This window comes from Paenibacillus medicaginis, assembly GCF_042138635.1.
Lineage (GTDB): Bacteria > Bacillota > Bacilli > Paenibacillales > Paenibacillaceae > Paenibacillus > Paenibacillus medicaginis.
In genome coordinates this window covers 1-14,790 of sequence record NZ_JBHIRY010000057.1, presented here as the reverse complement: position 1 = coordinate 14,790, position 14,790 = coordinate 1, and the positions used below count along the sequence as shown (strand labels likewise).

General features: G+C 50.7%; 13 protein-coding genes and 1 rRNA gene. 13 read left to right on the top strand and 1 reads right to left on the bottom strand.

Annotation, left to right across the window (positions count from 1 at the left end; translation table 11 throughout):
- The 9 genes from rrf to pssA all read left to right on the top strand — a co-directional run.
- A 5S ribosomal RNA gene (rrf, locus tag ACE5LO_RS27955) occupies positions 1 to 73 on the top strand; the annotation flags it as partial.
- Between the two features lie 179 nt (positions 74 to 252).
- Positions 253 to 1,422, top strand: a complete 1,170-nt coding sequence (locus tag ACE5LO_RS27080) for a GNAT family N-acetyltransferase (RefSeq protein WP_375523023.1) — start codon at positions 253 to 255, stop codon at positions 1,420 to 1,422.
- Positions 1,423 to 1,838: 416 nt separating this feature from the next.
- Positions 1,839 to 2,300, top strand: a complete 462-nt coding sequence (locus tag ACE5LO_RS27075) for a CtsR family transcriptional regulator (protein WP_375523022.1) — start codon at positions 1,839 to 1,841, stop codon at positions 2,298 to 2,300.
- Between the two features lie 52 nt (positions 2,301 to 2,352).
- Complete coding sequence (mcsA, locus tag ACE5LO_RS27070) at positions 2,353 to 2,877, top strand: protein-arginine kinase activator protein McsA (protein ID WP_375523021.1); 525 nt, start codon at positions 2,353 to 2,355, stop codon at positions 2,875 to 2,877.
- 30 nt (positions 2,878 to 2,907) lie between these two features.
- The gene (mcsB, locus tag ACE5LO_RS27065; protein WP_375523020.1) at positions 2,908 to 3,969 is read left to right on the top strand and encodes a protein-arginine kinase McsB; all 1,062 of its coding nucleotides are present in this window, start codon (positions 2,908 to 2,910) and stop codon (positions 3,967 to 3,969) included.
- Positions 3,970 to 4,052: 83 nt separating this feature from the next.
- Positions 4,053 to 6,497 carry an ATP-dependent protease ATP-binding subunit ClpC gene (clpC, locus tag ACE5LO_RS27060; RefSeq protein ID WP_375523019.1) on the top strand — a complete coding sequence of 815 codons (2,445 nt, stop codon included), beginning with the start codon at positions 4,053 to 4,055 and terminating at the stop codon, positions 6,495 to 6,497.
- Positions 6,498 to 6,757: 260 nt separating this feature from the next.
- On the top strand, positions 6,758 to 8,128 hold the full coding sequence (radA, locus tag ACE5LO_RS27055) for a DNA repair protein RadA (RefSeq protein ID WP_375523018.1): 1,371 nt from the start codon (positions 6,758 to 6,760) through the stop codon (positions 8,126 to 8,128).
- A gap of 14 nt (positions 8,129 to 8,142) precedes the next feature.
- Complete coding sequence (gene disA, locus ACE5LO_RS27050; RefSeq protein ID WP_375523017.1) at positions 8,143 to 9,219, top strand: DNA integrity scanning diadenylate cyclase DisA; 1,077 nt, start codon at positions 8,143 to 8,145, stop codon at positions 9,217 to 9,219.
- Positions 9,220 to 9,270: 51 nt separating this feature from the next.
- A complete protein-coding gene (gene pssA / locus ACE5LO_RS27045) occupies positions 9,271 to 10,008 on the top strand; it encodes a CDP-diacylglycerol--serine O-phosphatidyltransferase (RefSeq protein WP_375523016.1) in 738 nt (245 codons plus the stop codon).
- Positions 10,009 to 10,109: 101 nt separating this feature from the next.
- Here pssA and ACE5LO_RS27040 read toward each other — a convergent pair whose 3' ends face one another.
- Positions 10,110 to 10,505: a nucleoside triphosphate pyrophosphohydrolase family protein gene (locus tag ACE5LO_RS27040; RefSeq protein ID WP_375523015.1), complete on the bottom strand. Its 396-nt coding sequence runs from the start codon at positions 10,503 to 10,505 to the stop codon at positions 10,110 to 10,112.
- Between the two features lie 225 nt (positions 10,506 to 10,730).
- On the opposite strand from ACE5LO_RS27040, the gene ACE5LO_RS27035 reads away from it, so the two are divergent.
- The 4 genes from ACE5LO_RS27035 (at position 10,731) to gltX (ending at position 14,584) form a co-directional block, all read left to right on the top strand.
- On the top strand, positions 10,731 to 11,813 hold the full coding sequence (locus tag ACE5LO_RS27035; RefSeq protein WP_375523014.1) for a PIN/TRAM domain-containing protein: 1,083 nt from the start codon (positions 10,731 to 10,733) through the stop codon (positions 11,811 to 11,813).
- Between the two features lie 96 nt (positions 11,814 to 11,909).
- Positions 11,910 to 12,608 carry a 2-C-methyl-D-erythritol 4-phosphate cytidylyltransferase gene (gene ispD / locus ACE5LO_RS27030; protein WP_375523013.1) on the top strand — a complete coding sequence of 233 codons (699 nt, stop codon included), beginning with the start codon at positions 11,910 to 11,912 and terminating at the stop codon, positions 12,606 to 12,608.
- Positions 12,605 to 13,096 carry a 2-C-methyl-D-erythritol 2,4-cyclodiphosphate synthase gene (ispF, locus tag ACE5LO_RS27025; protein WP_375523012.1) on the top strand — a complete coding sequence of 164 codons (492 nt, stop codon included), beginning with the start codon at positions 12,605 to 12,607 and terminating at the stop codon, positions 13,094 to 13,096. The genes ispD and ispF overlap by 4 nt, the downstream gene beginning before the upstream one ends.
- Before the next feature lie 27 nt (positions 13,097 to 13,123).
- A complete protein-coding gene (gltX, locus tag ACE5LO_RS27020; protein WP_375523011.1) occupies positions 13,124 to 14,584 on the top strand; it encodes a glutamate--tRNA ligase in 1,461 nt (486 codons plus the stop codon).
- Positions 14,585 to 14,790 lie beyond the last annotated feature (206 nt).

The window sequence follows — 14,790 nt, the reverse complement described above, 5'->3', positions numbered from 1 at the left end:
CACGACCGTTAAGCCCTCCAGCGCCGATGGTACTTGGACCGAAGGGTCCTGGGAGAGTAGGACGTTGCCAGGCAAATTGTAAAACCACTGTCATTATAGACAGTGGTTTTTGTCTTTTTTTGAAGAATAGTATCAAACCTGTCCTCATAGTGAGGTGTGTCACTTTTCATTATAGTTGACAGATCAGAGCGACTTTGCGACACTTTCTTTAGCATTACTGCTTTCATACTAAAATACATATGAGGTGGGAATATGGAAATCAGGCAACTTCGTCATGAAGAGTTCGAAGCCAGCGTTGAACTGTCGCAATATGCTTTTCAATACACCTTGTCTCCTGCGGAGCTTGAAGAGCAGAAAAAGAAATTCAAGCCTGAGCAAGTGTGGGCTGTATTTGATGGCGAAGAGTTGAATGCCAAGTTTACGCTGCTTCCGCTGCAGGTGTACTTGTATGGAAAGCCATATGCCATGGGAGGAATCGCCGGGGTGGCGACATGGCCGGAAAAGCGGCGTGGCGGGCTGGTGTCCCGGCTGCTCAAGCATGCCCTTGAGCAAATGAAAGCGTCGGGGCAGACTGTTTCTTTCCTGCATCCGTTTTCTTTCCCTTTTTACCGGAAATTCGGCTGGGAAATCTTTGTTGAATACAAGAAGTACACAATTCCTGTAGACAAGTTTCCGGCCAAAACGGCGGTGGAGGGCACGATCAAGCGTAACGTCAGGGATAAAGCTGAACTAAATAAGGTGTATCAGCAATATGCGCAAAGGTTCAACGGAACTTTAGTGAGAGACGAGCAATGGTGGGAGAATCGCGTACTTGATGAAGATAATCAGACAGCGGTTTATTATGCGGAAAATGGCGCTCCTGAAGGGTATGTTTTGTATAAAGTGGAGAAAAAAGAGCTCTCCTGCGGCGAATTTGTCTATCTAAGCGAACGGGCACGTCGAGCCTTGTGGACGTACTTTACCAACCACGACTCCATGATTGAAAAAGGGACCTTTACTTTTATACCGGCCAATGATTCTCTTTCCTATCTCCTGGCAGACCCGCGCATCCAGCAGGAAATCATACCTTATTTTATGGGCCGGATTGTGGATGCGGCTGCGTTTGTAGAGCAGTTCCCGTTCCAGTCCTCTGCACAAGGAGCTGAAATCACTTTGGCACTCACGGATACACATGCCCCCTGGAATGAGGGAACATGGAAGCTGTCTGTGTCTGCACAAGGAGAAGGAAGGCTCCAGCCTGTCCATGGAAATACCGAAGCCCAGCTCCAATGTGATATAGCTGCGTTATCAGCCATGCTGATCGGTTATAAGCGTCCGCAAGAACTGTTCCGCTGGGGCAGGCTTACGGGCAGCGCTGAAGCAGCGGATCTGTTCGAGCAGACTGTTCCTTCCGCTCAAACCTTCCTGATGGACTTCTTCTAAATTAAGCCAAGGACTCTTTTCCTGAGATGAAAAGGGTCCTTTTTTGACTTGAGATGGAGTTTTCGATGAATGAATCAAAGAAATATTGTGAAAAATGGAATTGAGCTCTTGGCAAATGAGAAAATTATGTTATAATGTATACAAAGTCAAAGAAAGTCAAAGTCAACTTGATCAAAGATTAAATTTCCCCATCAATTCTGGTTGTTCAGAAGATCAACGTATGAATTGGGGGATTCGAAGGTCACACTAATTCGTGATCATAGTCGCCAGAACTGGTTCAGAGTGCAGACGATCACCAGGCTGAGGGGACGCCGTACTCCAGATTCGTGACTTTCCGGTTTGGTTAAGTTCAATATACGGCATATTCTGTAAATGTGAAAAAACTTCACATTTTTGTCGGTGGAGGTTGATGAAATGTGCGGAATGTCTCCGATATTATTGAACAATATTTAAAAAGCATGTTAATTGAAAGCACTGAGGGCATTGTGGAAATCCAGCGCAATGACCTGGCTGACCGTTTTTCCTGCGTGCCATCCCAGATTAACTACGTAATCAGCACACGCTTTACATTGGAAAAGGGATACATTGTGGAAAGCAAGCGCGGCGGCGGCGGTTATGTTCGCATTCAGCGTGTAGATCTCCCAGCCCATCACGTACTTCATACGCATCTGCATCATAGCATAGGAGATGAGATTAGCCAATCCGCAGCAGAGGGGCTGATCTACCAGCTGCAAGAAGGGGGATTTCTCAATAATAAGGAGGCTGCCATTATGAAAGCGGCGGTATCCAGGGATACCATTGCTTTGAAGCTTCCTTATCGGGATCAGGTGAGGGCCAGATTGCTAAAAGCGATGCTGATTGCGCTTTTGGCCAAATAGCCCCTTTGATGCCACCGGGTATTTAGGCTTTTGACGTAAAGGAGGTATGTGCATGCTGTGCCAGGAATGTGGTAAAAGGCCGGCAACTCTCCATTTTACGAAGATTATTAACGGAGAGAAGACCGAATTTCATATATGTGAGACCTGTGCAAGGGAAAAAGGGGAGCTGATCCCCGGAACGTCGAATGGCTTCTCCATTCACAGTCTGCTTTCAGGCCTCCTTGACTTTGATCCGACAATCAAGAGTGCAGCGGCAGGGACACAGAACCCGCAGCTGCTCCGTTGTGAGGAATGCGGAATGACTTACGCGCAGTTCAGCAAAATCGGCCGTTTCGGCTGCAGCTCCTGTTATAAATATTTTAACGACCGTCTGGATCCGTTGTTCAAACGTGTTCATGGCAGTACTGCCCATGCGGGTAAAGTGCCGGTACGAAGCGGCAGCAGGATGAAGGTCAGACGCAGAATCGATGATTTGAAGAAGGAGCTGCAGTTCAAAATACACGCTGAAGAATTTGAAGCCGCTGCGTCAATTCGTGATCAGATTCGGGAGCTTGAAAAAGAAATAGCACAGGAGTAAAGTCTTGTTAAGAGTAGGAGGGATGCGTTTATGCCCAATCTCCGCTTTACGGAAAAACCGCTTAGCGATTGGATGCGCACAGATGCTGCAGACTCCGAGATCGTCATAAGCAGCCGGGTCAGGATTGCACGGAACCTGCAGCATCTGCCTTTTCCGATGCTCGCCACCAACCAGCAGTCCGAGGATGTGCTGAACAAACTGACGGACGTTCTGCGCTATGAGGATGTTGACCGTTTCGGTCCATTCCATATCGTCAAAATGGCGGACACCGAAGAACTGGATAAAAAAGTGCTGGTTGAAAAGCATTTGATCAGCCCGAATCTGGCTTCCGAGTCCCGTAACGGGGCGGCGGTAATCAATGAAGACGAGTCTGTCAGTATCATGATCAACGAAGAAGATCATCTTCGTATACAATGCCTGTATCCGGGATGTCAGGTGAAGGAGGCCTGGCAGAATGCCACCGCTATTGATGACGCGTTTGAAGCGCATCTGGATTACGCATTTGATGATCAGCGGGGCTATCTGACGAGCTGTCCAACGAATGTCGGAACCGGTCTTCGGGCCTCGGTGATGATGCATCTGCCTGCTTTGGTCATGACTCACCAGATTAACCGCATTTTATCGGCTGTCTCCCAGGTCGGGCTGACAGTGCGCGGCATTTACGGTGAGGGAAGTGAGGCGATTGGCAATCTGTTTCAGATATCCAATCAGATCACCCTGGGGCCAACCGAGGAGGAAATCATTGAGAACCTGCACGGCGTTGTGCTTCAGATTATCGAGCATGAGCGGGCTGCCAGATCCAGACTGATGAACGAGTCCATGCTGCGGATTACAGACAGGGTGATGCGATCCTTCGGGATATTGTCCTATGCGGCTGTAGTGGATTCAAAAGAGGCGGCACAGCGGTTATCGGATATCCGACTTGGCGTGGATCTTGGTATACTTAAGAATCCCTCCATACCGGTACTGAATGAGTTGAACGTCATGACTCAGCCCGGTTTTTTGCAGAAAAAGTTCGGGGAAGCGCTGGGTGCCGGTGAGCGTGATATGTACCGGGCCAAGCTGATCCGCGAGCAGCTGGGAACTGCATAAGAGGCCATAATATTTATTAATTGGATAACAGAGTTTTTTTAACGAGAACAAGATTTGAATTTTTCAATGGAGGTGCAAGACATATGATGTTCGGAAGATTTACGGAACGGGCGCAGAAGGTACTCGCTTTGGCTCAGGAGGAGGCAGTGCGACTGGGACATAACAATATCGGAACAGAACACATTCTGCTTGGTTTGATTCGCGAAGGTGATGGGATTGCGGCTAAAGCGCTCATCGGTCTCAGCCTTGGTCTGGAGAAAATCCAGGACGAAGTGGAAACGCTGATTGGCCGTGGTCAGGAGCAGCCTACGAACATCGCTTACACACCTCGCGCCAAAAAAGTGATTGAGCTTTCCATGGATGAAGCACGGAAATTGGGCCATACCTATGTAGGGACAGAGCATATCCTGCTTGGCCTGATTCGGGAAGGAGAGGGTGTTGCCGCACGTGTGCTGAACAATCTGGGCATCAGCCTGAACAAAGCACGTCAGCAGGTGCTTCAGCTGCTCGGCAGCAGTGAAGCAGTGTCCAGCAACAGCGGTACTCCTTCGAATGTCAGCACCCCTACGCTGGATAGTCTGGCCCGTGACCTGACGGCTTCAGCGAAGGAAAGCAACCTGGACCCAGTGATCGGACGAAGCAAGGAAATTGAGCGTGTCATCCAGGTGCTGAGCCGTCGTACCAAGAATAACCCGGTATTGATTGGTGAGCCTGGTGTCGGTAAAACAGCCATCGCTGAGGGTCTTGCGCAGAAAATTATTGCGAATGAGATCCCTGAAACGTTGCGCGACAAGCGTGTGATGACGCTGGATATGGGTTCTGTCGTTGCAGGTACGAAATATCGTGGTGAATTTGAAGACCGCCTCAAAAAAATTATGGATGAGATTCGTCAAGCGGGTAATATCATCCTTTTCATTGACGAGCTGCATACGCTGATCGGCGCTGGTGGCGCAGAAGGGGCGATTGACGCCTCCAATATTCTGAAGCCGGCTCTGGCACGCGGTGAACTGCAATGTATCGGTGCAACGACGCTTGATGAATACCGCAAATATATTGAAAAAGATGCCGCTCTCGAACGCCGCTTCCAGCCGATTACGGTGGATCAGCCGTCTCCGGAAGAAGCGATTCAAATCCTGCATGGTCTGCGGGACCGTTACGAAGCGCATCACAGAGTGAAAATTACGGATGAAGCGATTGAAGCAGCCGTAAAATTGTCTGACCGGTACATTACAGACCGCTTCCTGCCTGACAAAGCGATTGACCTGATTGATGAAGCGGGCTCCAAAGTAAGGCTGAACTCTTACACGGTACCGCCAAATCTGAAGGAGCTGGAAAACCGTCTGGAGGATATCCGCAAGGAGAAGGACTCTGCGGTGCAAAGCCAGGAATTCGAGAAGGCAGCTGCGCTGCGCGATACGGAGCAGAAGATCCGCGAAGAGCTGGACATGACCCGGAATCAATGGAAAGAGAAGCAGGGCCGTACAGATTCCGAAGTGACTCCGGAAGATATCGCACAGGTAGTTTCGATCTGGACCGGCGTTCCTGTCAGCAAGCTGAAGGAAGAAGAAACCGAACGTCTGCTGAATATGGAACAGCTGCTGCATGAGCGTGTGATCGGCCAGGATGAGGCGGTTAAAGCAGTCAGCCGTGCCATCCGCCGCGCCCGTGCCGGCCTGAAGGATCCGAAGCGCCCGATGGGCTCCTTCATCTTCCTTGGACCAACAGGCGTAGGTAAAACCGAGCTGGCCCGCGCATTGGCAGAAGCGATGTTCGGGGATGAAAATGCGGTCATCCGGATTGACATGTCCGAATACATGGAGAAGCATTCCACATCCCGTCTCGTCGGAGCTCCTCCGGGATACGTCGGATATGATGAAGGCGGACAGCTGACCGAGAAAGTGCGCCGCAAGCCATATTCCGTCGTGCTGCTGGATGAAATTGAAAAAGCGCATCCGGAAGTGTTCAACATCCTCCTGCAGGTCCTGGAAGACGGCCGTCTGACAGACTCCAAAGGACGGGTGGTGGATTTCCGCAATACGCTGATCATTCTAACTTCCAACGTCGGGGCAGAAGCCATCAAACGTAATTCTACGCTCGGGTTTACGGCCGTGGCCGATGCCGGTGCGAATTATGACAAAATGAAGGGCAAAGTGATGGATGAGCTCAAGAAAAGCTTCCGTCCTGAGTTCCTTAACCGGATCGATGAAACGATCGTCTTCCACTCGCTGGAAGAGCAGCATATCGGCCAAATCGTCTCGCTCATGTCCGAAGAGCTGCGCAAGCGTCTGAACGAGTACAATGTTGACTTCGAATTGACGGATAAAGCGAAGGAATTCCTGGCTAAGGAGGGCTTCGATCCGGCTTATGGAGCAAGGCCGCTGCGCCGGGCGATCCAAAAGCATATTGAGGACCGCTTGTCCGAGGAGATGCTGAAAGGCAGTATTACCAAAGGCGATTCGCTTCTGATCGATGAGTACAATGGCGAGTTGACCGTAACCAAGAAGGATAACGTAACGGCAAAATCCTGAGGCCGGTCATTGTGACTGAGACTGCTTGAGAGAAAAATAGCGAACAGGAAAAAGGCTGTTCCCCGTGGACGAACCGCGGCGGAAGCAGCCTTTTTTTCTTGTCTGCATCAGCCTGTTCCCATACGGCAAAACGCTTGGAAGAGTTTGTGATATTGCTTTACGGCCCTCTGGTTCAATGGTAAACTTTTAATACTGAAGCTTTTTTTAATCAAGGCCGACGAAATACGACAAGGATGTCGATTAATCGCAAGGAGAATTGAATGGCCAAAGTAAAAACTAAATTTTACTGCACAGAGTGCGGATATGAATCTCCGAAGTGGTATGGCAAGTGCCCGGGCTGCCAGGCCTGGAACACCATGATCGAAGCAACGGAGACTGTGGTAAAAACCGCCGGGATGAATTCATCCCTTTTTCATAATAGTAAAGAGAAGCCGCTTCCCATCGTGGAAATTGAAAGTGATCAGGAGCCGAGAATCCTGACGGGAATCACGGAATTGAACCGCGTGCTTGGCGGCGGAGTTGTTCCGGGCTCCCTGGTGTTGGTCGGAGGCGACCCTGGAATCGGCAAATCTACGCTGCTCCTGCAAACATCTAATGAATTGGCCCGCACCGGGCTTCGCGTGCTTTATGTCTCCGGCGAGGAGTCGGTGCGCCAGACCAAGCTGCGGGCTGACCGCCTTGGCGCTTTATCTCCCAACCTGTATGTTCTTTGCGAAACCAATCTGGAGACCATCGAAGAGGCTGTAGACAACATGAAGCCCCAGTTCCTGGTCATTGACTCCATACAGACAGTGTATTTGCCGGAGGTGACCAGTGCCCCTGGCAGCGTAGCACAGGTACGCGAATGTACCGCCCGCTTCATGCGCATTGCCAAAGGGCTGGGCATCGCTACTGTGCTTGTCGGACATGTTACGAAGGAAGGGGCGATTGCGGGTCCTCGTCTTTTGGAGCATATGGTGGATTGTGTCCTGTATTTTGAAGGAGAACGACATCATACGTACCGGCTGCTGCGCGCGGTGAAGAACCGTTTCGGTTCAACGAATGAGATGGGAATTTTCGAAATGGGTGAAGAGGGGCTGCGCGAAGTTGCCAATCCTTCCGAGTTGTTTCTGTCGGAGCGGCCCCTTGGTGTAGCAGGCTCTACTGTGGTGGCCAGCATGGAAGGCACGAGGCCGGTGCTGGTCGAGCTGCAGGCGTTGATCGCAACCACACACTTCCCGTCACCGCGCAGAATGGGCACGGGGGTGGATCACCATCGTATGGGATTGATCATAGCTGTATTAGAGAAGCGTATGGGCATGTTTTTACAGAACCAGGATGCTTATCTGAACGTGGCTGGAGGCGTAAGATTGGATGAGCCTGCTGTGGATCTGGCTATTGCGGTAAGCATTGCGTCAAGCTTCAAGGATATGCCGACCAAGCCCTATGACGTTATTTTTGGCGAAGTGGGATTGACCGGCGAGGTGCGAGCCGTATCCCGGGCTGAGCAGCGCGTGCGGGAAGCGGAGAAGCTGGGCTTCAAAAGGGTGATCATGCCCGAGAAAAGCCTCAAGGGGTGGACACCTCCCAAAGGATTGGAGATCATTGGAGTTGGAACTGTGGCAGATGCACTAGCAGCCGCATTAAATTAGGGGGCAACGAAAACATGAAAGAATCGAGCCAACTGGAAAAAATGAATGACCTGCTGCGGCTGGTGGCACCGGGTACACCTTTTCGTGAGGGACTGGAAAATGTGCTTCGTGCCAAGACTGGCGCGCTGCTTGTGGTCGGCTACAGTCCGGAGGTTATGGAAGTGGTGGACGGGGGCTTTTCGATTAACTGTGATTTTTCCCCGAACTATTTATATGAATTGGCCAAAATGGACGGAGCCATCATCCTCAGCGAGGATCTCAAGCGGATTTTGTATGCCAACACGCAGCTGATTCCAGACTCCTCAATTTCTTCCAGCGAAACGGGCATCCGGCACCGGACGGCGGAGCGGGTCGCCAAGCAGACGGGCAAGCTGGTTGTGTCCATTTCGCAGCGCCGTAATATTATAACATTGTACCAAGGTACACTTCGTTACTCGTTAAAAGAAATCGGTGTCATTTTGAGCAAGGCCAATCAGGCGATTCAAACACTGGAGAAATATAAATCCGTCCTGACACAGTCGCTGACCAACCTGACCGCCTCTGAATTTGAGGAGCTTGTCACCCTCCCTGAAGTCGTCAATGTGATCCAGCGGACCCAAATGGTGCTGCGCATTAAAATGGAAATCAAGCGCTTTGTCAATGAGCTGGGCAATGAAGGGCGTTTGATCAACATGCAAATGGAGGAGTTGATCGGCAATACCGTGGAAGAAGCCTGGCTGCTGTACAAAGACTACGCCAAGGAAGTCAGCGACGAGAAGATTCGTGAAATCATCAACGGGCTGAAGCATTTGACCGATGAGGAACTGCTGGATATGAATCATATCGTACGGTTGCTTGGTTATCCTTCTTCCGCAGCCTTATCCGAAGATTATGTCGCTCCCCGCGGATATCGGGTGCTGAACAAAATTCCGCGTCTGCCTAATGTCATTATTCATAATCTGGTGGAACGTTTTCATCAACTGCCCCTTGTTATGATGGCGACGATTGAGGAGCTGGATGAAGTCGACGGTATTGGCGAGGTGCGTGCCCGCACGATCAAGGAAGGCTTGAAACGTTTACAAGAGCAGGTTTTCATTGACAGGCAAATGTAAGTAACATACAATTGATGGATGTTTCGATCCGTGATTTTATGAGGTGAAGCAATGATTATGAAATCTGTTCCGAACATGTTTACCCTTGGTAATCTGTTTCTCGGAATAATCGCCATTCTAATGGCTATCGATGGTCAATACAGTCATGCAGCCATTATGGTTATTGTCGCCATGTTGTTGGATGGTTTGGACGGTCGTGTAGCGAGGGCGTTAAACGCGCAAAGTGAATTCGGCAAAGAGCTGGACTCATTATCTGATGTCATTTCCTTTGGCGTCGCTCCGGCGGTAATCATGTATTTAGTAGCCTTTCAATCAGCCAGTCCTGCCTTGGCCTGGACGGTAACGGCCATATTTCCGATGTGTGGAGCGCTTCGACTGGCCCGTTTTAACGTGGTATGTGGAGCACCCGGATATTTTACAGGGCTTCCGATTCCTGCGGCAGGGGGCGTACTTGCTACATTATCCCTGTTTCATGAGGATATATCTCTCTTCTCGATGGCTGTCGCTACCCTGCTGCTGTCTTACCTGATGGTCAGTTCGCTGAAATATCCCAATTTTAAACGGGTGGGCTTGCCTAAAAAGGCTGTGTGGATCGCACCGCTCGTTGTGATCGGTGCTGTGGTGGTTGCAGTCCAGTTTTCCGATCAGCTTTCGAAGCTGATCTTTGTGCCGCTTGTGCTTTATGCGGTATATGGTATGAAGCATAACATTCAAGCGATTGCCAGAAAAAGACGCGCCAAACGCCGTCATGCCGAGGACAGCAGCAGCTATCGTCACTCGGAGCGTTGATCAATCAAATACTTAAAATAAAAAGCATTTATTTCCCTGATGAGCCAGGCGAAATAAATGCTTTTTTTTGTAGAGTAATGCTTGCTGAGGTATATAAACGGTCAGGACATATTAAATAAACCTAAAGTGGAGCATTTGCGCGATTCCTTCTCAACAACGTCTTCCAAACGGATATCCAGCAAGTTGCATAGGGCCGACATGTAAAACAGACTACGTCCCAGCTCGGCGGTGATCGCTTCCCTGCAATTCTCGCACAGCTGCCCCTGCACGTGATTGTCCAGCAGTGCCTTGGCTTGTTCAAGCCCGCTTTCCGGTTCATAGTCCTGTTTCCTGGCATGAAGCTCTATACAGCCGCACTCGGTAACAGATTTGGCAACCACGCGGTTAACGGCAGCGCCTGATTGGCCGGTCTTGGACAAAATGTCCAACAGACTGCGGTGACGGAGCAGCAATTCGGAAACCTGATCCTGAAAAGCATGTAAGCTTTGTGCGCTCATATATCGCTACCCACCTCTAGTTATTAGGAATAATTTTATTATAAGACAGCCAATTGCAGGCTTTCAACATAAAATTCCAAAGAAGGATTCCGCTAGGGATTCCATGAAAGTATATGCTGTGTAAAAAAATTACATCCAACGATTACCAAAGGTGAAAGTGGACCATACTGAATAAAGAAGGAACTAAATTTTGGAATTGAAAGGTTTTAGGAGGTGTAGGATTCGATGTGGAGAAAGGCTATCTTAATTTTTACCGGTTTATGCGGTTCATGGTTCGGTTACACATTGTTTCAAAAAGCGTCCGGGACCGTGTCCTGGATGCCGGAATGGATGAGAGCGACCGCTGCAGGAGGCTTCATCTGGGTGGTTGTTGGTGCAGTGCTGTTCATGGTGCTCTGCAGTATCGCGGGCACAGCAACTGCGCATCGGCTGCAGAAAGGAATTGAGGATCTGTCCAAAATTCCGATGAATGAAATGGCTGCTGGCACGACAGGACTTGCCGCCGGGCTGATTTTGTCGATCCTGCTGTACCCGGGTCTGTCCTGGCTTGGACAAGCCGGGCAGATTTTGCAAGTAGGCGTCATGATCGTTTGCGGTTATGTCGGTCTCATGGTGGGGCTGGAAAAACGGGAGGATCTGGCTTCCTTCTGGAAATCGGGCAGGTTTGGACGCGAGGAGGAGCAGGAGGGCCGGCGGATCGAGGAGCATAAAATTTTGGATACGAGTGTCATCATTGATGGAAGAATTGCGGATATTTGCAAGACGGGTTTCATTGAAGGGACGATTGTCATCCCTGAATTTGTGCTGGAAGAGCTGCAGCATATCGCGGATTCCTCCGATTTGCTCAAGCGCAATCGCGGCCGACGCGGGCTGGACATCCTCAATAAAATTCAGAAGGAGCTTGATGTGAAGGTTCTCATCTACGAGGGGGACTTCGAGGAGATCTCCGAGGTGGACAGCAAGCTTGTCAAACTGGCCAAGGTGCTGCAGGGCAAGGTTGTCACCAATGACTTCAATTTGAACAAAGTGTGTGAGCTACAGGGAGTGTCCGTGCTGAATATCAATGATCTGGCTAATGCAGTCAAGCCTGTCGTGCTTCCGGGAGAAGAAATCATGGTGCAGATCATCAAGGACGGCAAGGAGTACGGTCAAGGTGTTGCTTATCTTGACGACGGAACGATGATTGTGGTGGAAGGCGGGCGTGATTATATCGGGACGACGATGGAGGTGCTGGTGACCAGCGTGCTCCAGACGTCGGCGGGCCGAATGATCTTTGCCAAGCCAAAATTATTGGAAAAAGCCCAGTAAAAGCGGTATGATGATAGCTGGATGAAAGAGTCCGGGATGAAGATCCGGTTCGTTCCATTCCATATATCATACTGACGTTAAGGCGGGATTTGCGCTATGAACAACAGCTTGGGCGTCGTCGTTGTGGCGGCGGGACGCGGCACCCGCATGGGAACTGCGGAGAGCAAGCAGTTTCTGCTGCTGCAGGACAAACCTGTTTTTATATACACGCTTGAGGCGTTCGCGGCTGTGCCCGAGGTAAGCGGGATCGTACTCGTTACTGGAGCGGATGATGTACAGCGATGCCGGGAGTGGATTGACAGGCATCAGGTCGCCAAAGTTACGGACGTCATCGCAGGAGGCTCCGAGCGGCAGCATTCCGTACACCGCGGACTGGAATACCTGCAGACCGAATGGGTTATGGTGCATGACGGTGTCCGCCCGTTCGTGGGCGGGGATGAGATCCGAAGATGCCTGGAGACTGCCCGGGAGTTCGGCGCTTCCGTACTTGCTGTGCCGGTGAAGGATACGATCAAGCAGGTCAATGAAGAAGGGGTGATTACGGCTACGCCGGATCGCCGGAGTCTGTGGAGCATTCAAACGCCACAGACTTTTCGTCTTTCTGATCTGCTGCGGGCCTATGAGGCTGCTGAGCATGAGGGGTTCCTCGGGACGGATGATTCCATGCTCGTCGAGCGGCTGGGCATTTCGGTGCGGGTTGTAGAGGGGAAATACACCAATATTAAAATTACGACACCGGAAGATTTGGATATTGCGCAATTATGGACAAGCACAGAGGGAGAGGACGCAAGATGATTCGTATAGGACAAGGTTTTGATGTTCATCAGCTGGTGGAGGGAAGGCCGTGCATTATCGGCGGGGTGACGATCCCTTATGAGAAAGGACTGCTTGGACACTCGGATGCTGATGTGCTGCTGCATGCGATTACGGATGCCGTTCTGGGCGCACTGGGGCTCGGCGATATCGGGAAGCATTTTCCGGACAATGATCCGGCCTTCAAGGATGCGGACAGCCTTAAGCTGCTGGAGCATGTCTGGGCGCTTGCCCAGGAGCAGGGCTATCGGCTCGGCAACGTCGATGCAACGATTATCGCGCAGAAGCCGAAGATGGCTCCATACATACCGCAGATGGTGGAGGTGATCGCCCGCGCTCTTGGGGCGGAGCACCAAAGCCAGGTGAACGTCAAGGCGACAACGACAGAGCAGCTCGGATTTACGGGCCGTGGTGAGGGCATTGCGGCACAGTCTGTTGTCTGCCTTGTCAAGGGTATGCTATCATCTTGAGAGATTAGAGACACGGAGGGGATATACATGAGCACTGAGGTTCGTGTACGCTATGCGCCAAGTCCGACAGGACATCTGCATATCGGCAATGCCAGAACGGCGCTGTTCAACTATTTATATGCCAGAAACCAGGGCGGAAAATTCATTATCCGGATTGAAGATACAGATGTGAAACGCAATATTGAAGGCGGAGAAGAGAGCCAGCTGAAGTATCTGAAATGGCTTGGCATCGATTGGGACGAAAGCGTGGATGTCGGCGGGGAACATGGGCCGTACCGCCAGACGGAGCGCCTGGACATTTACAAGGTCTATTGGCAGGAGCTACTGGACCAGGGCCTCGCTTACCACTGCTATTGTACGGAGGAAGAACTGGAGCAGGAACGGGAGGAGCAGCTTGCCCGCGGCGAGACGCCGCGTTATTCCGGCAAGCACCGCAACCTCACTCTTGAGCAGCGCCAGGTCTTTGAAGCGGAGGGACGTATACCGAGCATCCGTTTCCGCGTGCCTGATGAGCGGGAATATACGTTTGATGATATGGTGAAAGGCAAAATTACGTTTAACTCCAAAGAGACGGGCGATTTTGTCATCGTTAAAAAAGACGGCATTCCTACCTACAACTTTGCGGTGGCCGTAGACGACCATTTGATGAAAATCACTCATGTGCTGCGCGGCGAAGACCATATTTCCAACACTCCGCGCCAGCTGATGATTTATGAAGCCTTGGGCTGGGAGCCGCCGATCTTCGCGCATATGACGCTGATCGTCGGCGAGGATCACAAAAAGCTCAGCAAACGCAATGAATCCATCATTCAATTTATGGAGCAGTATGACAACCTTGGGTATTTGCCTGAAGCCATGTTCAACTTCATTGCCCTGCTCGGCTGGTCTCCGGAAGGTGAAGAGGAGATTTACAGCAAAGAGCGGCTGATTGAAATATTTGATGCTAACCGCTTGTCCAAAAGCCCGGCTGTGTTTGATCCGAACAAGCTGGCACATTTGAACAACCATTATATTAAACATGCCGATCCTGACAGGATCGCTGACATGGCGGTTCCGTACCTCCAGAAGGCCGGACGCCTTCCGGCCAGTCTCACGGCGGAGCAGCAGGAATGGGCCAAGGCGCTTGTCCGTTTGTATCAGGAGCAAATGACGGCGGCATCGGACATTGTTCAACTGTCAGACGTATTCTTCCGCACCCATCTGGAGCTGGATGCAGAAGGGCAAGCGATCCTGGCGGAAGAGCAGGTCCCGGTTGTGCTTAAGGCTTTTACCGACAAGGTTGAGGCATCCGGGGAATTTGCAGCTTCGCGGCTGGCAGTGCTAATTAAAGAGGTACAGAAGGAAACAGGCTTTAAAGGCAAGCAGCTGTTCATGCCTATCCGGGTCGCTTTGACCGGCCAGACACACGGGCGTGACCTGAATGAAACGATAGTTCTGCTTGGACGGGATACGGTATTGGACCGTCTTCGCGCTCAGATCAAGGGATAAGCGCGTTTTATAGCCTGAAGCGGCTGAAGCTGCTTTCTTGTCAGATTGTTTTCTTTTCGTTATAATAAACTCCATCAGAAAACCAACATTTTGTTTGTCAAATTGCTCGTTGTTTCATATCTAAGTGAGAGTTCAAAACTAACATGGTCTGACGACCACCACCAAAGATGAAAATGGTGTGTTGTGCGTTTGAAGTCTTGCTCTGC

Bases quoted from the DNA above. Each gene is read 5' to 3' on its own strand.
- ACE5LO_RS27040 (WP_375523015.1), bottom strand. From the start codon at position 10,505: ATGAGCGCACAAAGCTTACATGCTTTTCAGGATCAGGTTTCCGAATTG.
- pssA (WP_375523016.1), top strand. From the start codon at position 9,271: ATGATTATGAAATCTGTTCCGAACATGTTTACCCTTGGTAATCTGTTT.
- ACE5LO_RS27035 (WP_375523014.1), top strand. From the start codon at position 10,731: ATGTGGAGAAAGGCTATCTTAATTTTTACCGGTTTATGCGGTTCATGG.
- ispF (WP_375523012.1), top strand. From the start codon at position 12,605: ATGATTCGTATAGGACAAGGTTTTGATGTTCATCAGCTGGTGGAGGGA.
- ispD (WP_375523013.1), top strand. From the start codon at position 11,910: ATGAACAACAGCTTGGGCGTCGTCGTTGTGGCGGCGGGACGCGGCACC.
- mcsB (WP_375523020.1), top strand. From the start codon at position 2,908: ATGCCCAATCTCCGCTTTACGGAAAAACCGCTTAGCGATTGGATGCGC.
- radA (WP_375523018.1), top strand. From the start codon at position 6,758: ATGGCCAAAGTAAAAACTAAATTTTACTGCACAGAGTGCGGATATGAA.
- ACE5LO_RS27080 (WP_375523023.1), top strand. From the start codon at position 253: ATGGAAATCAGGCAACTTCGTCATGAAGAGTTCGAAGCCAGCGTTGAA.
- gltX (WP_375523011.1), top strand. From the start codon at position 13,124: ATGAGCACTGAGGTTCGTGTACGCTATGCGCCAAGTCCGACAGGACAT.
- clpC (WP_375523019.1), top strand. From the start codon at position 4,053: ATGATGTTCGGAAGATTTACGGAACGGGCGCAGAAGGTACTCGCTTTG.
- mcsA (WP_375523021.1), top strand. From the start codon at position 2,353: ATGCTGTGCCAGGAATGTGGTAAAAGGCCGGCAACTCTCCATTTTACG.
- disA (WP_375523017.1), top strand. From the start codon at position 8,143: ATGAAAGAATCGAGCCAACTGGAAAAAATGAATGACCTGCTGCGGCTG.